Genomic DNA, 5,000 nt, shown 5'->3' on the forward strand with positions numbered 1-5,000 from the left:
GCGTACGGCTGTTCGAAGCGGCGGCCTGCGGCGTGCCCGTGATCAGCGACGCCTGGTCGGGGCTGAATGAGTTTTTCACTGTGGACGGAGAAATTCTCGTATGCCGCACGACCGAGGAGGCGCTGCACTGCCTGACGAATATTTCCGAGACCAGGCGGGTGGAGATCGGCGCGCGCGCGCAGCAACGCGTACGGGCCACCCACACGGCCGCACACAGAGCGGTTAGCCTGGAAAACTATTTTGCAGAAGCGCAAAGCGAAGGGCGTGTAAACGGAGCTTTCTCGTACGGGCGTCCAAGTAGAAGCTAGCCTGGCTGTTTCACGTCGGCTTTGTTATTATCGCCTATCGCGCTCTTGTCACCTGTCGTCAGCGCCTTCGCGAGGCCGAACAGGCGCTTGACCTTGCTGCTTGGGGATTCCCAGTATTCGGCTTTTTCGATTTGTACGTGAAGCAGCGCGAGGTCGGGATCATCCAGACCCCGCGGAAACCAGACCTTCGCCCACGGTGTCCACAGTCGCTACATGTGAGCGCGGTCGCGGTCGAGTCGCGCGGACCCGGAGATCGACAGGTAATCCTGTTTTGTGCGCATCGGCGTAACTCACAGAAACATGCTGCTGGTGCGCGTCGATGTCGCCTACTTTTGCCGAATCGGCGGAGACGAAAAACCACAACCTGCATTTGGCGTCGACTTCCAGTGTTTGCAGCGGCCGGCTGCGCAGCGACTCCTGATCATCCAGGGTTGTCGGCATGCCCACCTTTATCCGCTCGATCAGCTCGCTTAACTTGACGCGCTCGTCGTTTTGCTGAATTTGAACTTCCACCGACTATGCCCGGACCGGGCCGAGCAGCCTGTTGAGGCCGCCGACGACGAGCAGTATGAGAGCAACCCAGCGCAAAGACTTCATTGGCATATCCTGCATACGAAGTTGATGATTTAACTAGCGTACGTGAGCAAATAGAGAAACCATGCCACCGGTCGCGCAACGCACCGTCCAGCTCAATCGGCGCCGGTAAATGCGTTGCTTCATGTATCCATGGGACAGTATCGAACGGCGGCGCACGACAATAATTACAAAAGTGCGTTACCAATGTGTAAGTTTTACATGGCCGCTGAGCATTTACAGGCGCACCCTGGCGTTGTTGCTCATCCGCTCCCGGGCGCATGTGAAGCGTGCAACCACACGGGCGATGAGGCGGCTCGATTGATGCCGTATGCTTCGCCGGATCGAGCGATCGTGTTGCTGCGTAAGCTATCGGGGAAGAAAACGCCGGTAATGTAAATGAGGATTGGCTCGAAAAACCGCAAGTATGCGCTGGATCTGGCGCGCGCGTTTGGCGGCGCGATCATCTTTTCTTTTCCGCTTTTCATGACCATGGAGATGTGGCTGCTCGGCTTCTACATCGACGCTTTCCGTCTGGCGCTGTTTCTGTTACTGACCATGCCACTGCTGGTGGGGCTTTCGTATTATGCCGGCTTTGAGAACACCCTGAGTTGGCGCGACGACGGCCTGGACGCGCTTTCCGCCTATGCAGTGGGCTTTGCGGCCTCCGCGGCGATGTTGTTTCTGATGAGCATCATCGAGCTGGATCAGCCGTGGCACGAGGTTATCGGTAAAATCACGCTACAGGCCGTACCGGCCAGCATCGGGGCGATGCTGGCGCGTTCGCAGCTCGGCGGCGACAGCGGCAGCGCGGAACAGCGCAAGGATGCGGCTCCGTACGAGGGCGAGCTGTTCCTGATGGCGGCAGGCGCGCTATTCCTGGCTTTCAACGTGGCCCCGACCGAGGAAATGATCCTGATCGCGTACATGATGAGCGCATGGCAAACTTTTGCCCTGGCGGTCGCCTCGCTCCTGTTGCTGCATACCTTCGTGTATACGGTCGGTTTCGGCGGTCAGGAAGAATACGCCGGGGGCTTTTTCAGCGTACTGCTGCGATTTACGATCGCGGGCTATGCCATCGCGCTGCTGGTCAGCCTGTACGTGCTGTGGACATTTGGGCGTACGGACACGGTCGAACTTTTTGTAATCGTGCAGATGACCGTCGTGCTCGGCTTTCCCGCGGCGCTGGGCGCGGCGCTGGCGCGGCTCATTATCTAAAATTACGATCTTAAGACCATGTCGAACGGCGATCAACGGGTTACGAATCAGCAGGATCGCAACGGATCAGGCAAACGCAAGGTTCCACTGCTTGAGTGGATCGTGTCGCTGCTCGGCCTCGTGCTGGTAATCGGTACGTCCGGCTTGATGATCTACTATGCGTTCTATCAGCAGGGTACACCTCCCCGGCTCAGGGCCGCGGGCGAAGGCGTCACATCGATCGGCGACCGCTATTTGCTCGAGTTTACGGTTTACAACGACGGCGGCGCGAGTGCTGCCATGGTTAATATCGCGGGCGGGCTTAAGCGAGACGGCAAGACAATTGAATCCGCCTCGGTCACCTTCGATTATGTGCCCGCCCATTCCAGTGCCAGCGGCGGCATGCTCTTCGCCCGCGACCCGCGCAGTTACCAGATCCGCCTGGGCGCCAAAGCCTACATGGAGCCATAGGCGCAGCGTCTCACGGTCCTGTCGCGCGCGTTAACCATCTTTAGAAGTCAACGAGCAGGAATCATTATTGCCTACGCGACTCGGCGTACGGTTAACGGGCACAATAGTTGATTGATATTCGTGGAGTGGCGCAGCCGGCGCCTCTTGCAACCATACTTATTAAGAGGAAAACGACAATGGCAGACAATACCGAACAATTCGCCAACCAGGCTCAGGACGCTACTCGCGCAATGTTCGGCGCGGCTCAGGGGTTAGGTGAAACGCAGATGAAAATCCTGCAGCGCCTGGGCGAAATTCAGCAGAGCATGATGCAGCAAACGTATGAGGCTGCCAATGAACAGATGCAGCTTCTCACCCGGATACGTGACCCGCGCGAATTCGCTTCCGCGCAGGCCGACCTGGCGAAAAATCATGGCCAGAGGTATACGGACAGCATCAAGCAGGTGGTGGACGACCTGGCGCAGGCATGGCAGGAATACGGCGATCGGCTGGAAAACACCAAGGATACCGCCACGGGCGAAGCGCAGAAGACGGCTTCCGCCGCCAAAGATGCTACTAAGGCGCCGCGCTCCGGGAAAAATACCTAACGTGTAAGTGACGCAGCACGGACAAGGTTCAGCCTACACGCTGTACGTTAAACCTGAGCGAGTTGAAGACAAGGCCTGGCCCCGCATTACGCGTGGCCTTTTGTTTAAGGCTACAGTATTGACTCGTTAGCTTCGCAACCGGGAACGCATGGTTACTGCATGCCGTGCTTATCATTGAGCATGGTGCAACCCCGCGGTCTTTTAAAATCGCGGTAGGATTCGCGTTTGGCACATTTGGCTTTTAAGGGCATTCCGCCAGCAACTTCAGCATGACCCATTCTTCCGGCTCCAGACCCTTCAGCCGCTTGACGTCGCTCTGCGCTTCGGCAACGTACCGGCGCGCCCCGCTCAGTAATTCACCGTCCACGTAGGACTCCAGAATCCGCGGATGGATGTAATACTTGCGACACGCGCTCGGCTGGTTGCCAAGTGTTTTCGCGACCCGTTTCACCGCCTCCACGATGTTCTTTCTGGTTTGAGAGTGTGTAGCGGCCTCGCCTATATCCAGCAGTTCGAGCAGCGCGCGCAGGGTGCCGCCCCAGGTTCTGAAATCCTTGGCGGTATAGACGCCGCCGGAGATTGTCCGCAGATATTCATTGACGTCGCCGGACTCCAGCGGGTGACGCCTGCCGTCCTCATCGCAGTACTGAAACAGCGTATAGCCCGGTATCTCCAGGCACTCGCGTACTACGCGCGCCAGGCGCGGATCTCGCACATCGACCTTCTGCTCGACACCGCGCTTGCCGCGGAATTCGAAGTGGATGCTGGAACCCTTGATATCGACGTGACGATTACACAACGTGGTGAGTCCGAAGGAGTCGTTTTGCCTGACGTATTCCGGGTTGCCGATCCTCACATAGGTGGAATCCAGCAGACGAGTCAACGTGGCCAGCACCTTTACCGTGGCAGCCCCCGCTTGCGCAGATCGCCATCGGCGTGGTCGCGAATCCTGGGCAGGACTTCGCTGAAAGCGATCATCCGATCGAACTTCGCCACGTTTCGAATGCGCGCCCATTCCGTATGGTAAATGTACTGCTTGCGGCCGCGATCGTCGCGCCCTACCGCCTGGATATGTGCGTGGCCGGACGGCGCGATCCACACGTCTCGCCAGGCGGGAGGAATGACAAGCTGCTTGATGCGCTCGACAGTCGCCTTGTCAAGGACGCGTTGTCCCTTGGGTGTGAGATAGGTAAAGCCTTTTCCGCAGCGCCGCCGCGCCAGGCCGTCAACGGTATCGCTGACGTAACGAAGCCCTGCGGCTTTCGCGGCCGCGGCTGGCTCCTCGCTGGACATACTCATCGTGGTAAGCCTCTATACTGACTGCACAGCACGCACGGTTACAGCGCCCATGTATGCACGGGGGCGCCGCTTAGCTGGTGCTCGGCATAAGCAGCAGTGAGCGCGCGCATATCTCGACCGTGACGGGCAACGAATGCCAGCTGCCAGTTCGCTCCGTTCTGATTGTTCTCTGCGCGCTGCCGTACGACTCCGAGGTAAAAATCGCAGTCCTCGACGGTTAGCGCCATAGCAAGCAGAGCGCGCCGCGCCCGCGGGATCAATTGTTGAAGCAACAGGTTACGGGCATTGCCCCTCACACCATCCAGCCAGACCAGGCGCGCGTCCAGACCATCGCGCGCCGCCCGCTGAAAATTATCGCGGGCTCGCTCAAATGGCAGATCCGAGCATAAATCCACGTCTTCGCATGAAAGCGCCGTCGTCAGGCCGTAAAACAGGGCCGCGTCCCCAACGGCATCAGTTATGCTGGGGCTGCCGGGCAGCACTCTTTGCTCGATACGCAGGTGCGGCGCGCCGTCATCGTCGAATCCCACCAGCGGCCGCACCCAGCGCCACACAGTGCCGTTGT

At 58.8% G+C, this 5,000-nt stretch carries 5 protein-coding genes and 2 pseudogenes; 4 read left to right on the forward strand and 3 right to left on the reverse strand.

All coding sequences use genetic code 11. The features are described 5' to 3' along the window. Nucleotides 1–308, forward strand: a 308-nt coding sequence (locus H0V34_10495; GenBank protein ID MBA2492097.1) for a glycosyltransferase family 1 protein, incomplete at its 5' end; no start/stop codon positions are given. Here H0V34_10495 and H0V34_10500 read toward each other — a convergent pair. After that, nucleotides 305–749 (reverse strand): annotated as a pseudogene (locus H0V34_10500) (pyridoxamine 5'-phosphate oxidase family protein). The gene H0V34_10495 and the pseudogene H0V34_10500 overlap by 4 nt on opposite strands. Before the next feature lie 531 nt (nucleotides 750–1,280). Here H0V34_10500 and H0V34_10505 point away from each other — a divergent pair. The 3 genes from H0V34_10505 to H0V34_10515 all read left to right on the forward strand — a co-directional run bounded on the left by H0V34_10505 (nucleotide 1,281) and on the right by H0V34_10515 (nucleotide 3,136). Continuing rightward, the gene (locus H0V34_10505) at nucleotides 1,281–2,099 is read left to right on the forward strand and encodes a TIGR02587 family membrane protein (GenBank protein ID MBA2492098.1); all 819 of its coding nucleotides are present in this window, start codon (nucleotides 1,281–1,283) and stop codon (nucleotides 2,097–2,099) included. Nucleotides 2,100–2,117: 18 nt separating this feature from the next. Continuing rightward, nucleotides 2,118–2,549 (forward strand): hypothetical protein, encoded by a 432-nt coding sequence (locus H0V34_10510; GenBank protein ID MBA2492099.1) that lies wholly within the window; start codon nucleotides 2,118–2,120, stop codon nucleotides 2,547–2,549. A 107-nt stretch (nucleotides 2,550–2,656) separates the two neighbouring features. Further along, nucleotides 2,657–3,136, forward strand: coding sequence for a phasin family protein (locus H0V34_10515; protein ID MBA2492100.1), 480 nt, complete (start codon nucleotides 2,657–2,659; stop codon nucleotides 3,134–3,136). 241 nt (nucleotides 3,137–3,377) lie between these two features. On the opposite strand, the pseudogene H0V34_10520 reads toward H0V34_10515, so the two are convergent. Both H0V34_10520 and H0V34_10525 read right to left on the reverse strand, forming a co-directional pair. Further along, nucleotides 3,378–4,429: pseudogene (locus tag H0V34_10520) on the reverse strand (DNA topoisomerase IB). Nucleotides 4,430–4,473: 44 nt separating this feature from the next. Further along, nucleotides 4,474–5,000: glutamate--cysteine ligase (locus H0V34_10525; GenBank protein ID MBA2492101.1), on the reverse strand; the 527-nt coding region annotated here is incomplete at its 5' end.

The organism is Gammaproteobacteria bacterium, from assembly GCA_013696315.1.
GTDB lineage: Bacteria > Pseudomonadota > Gammaproteobacteria > JACCYU01 > JACCYU01 > JACCYU01.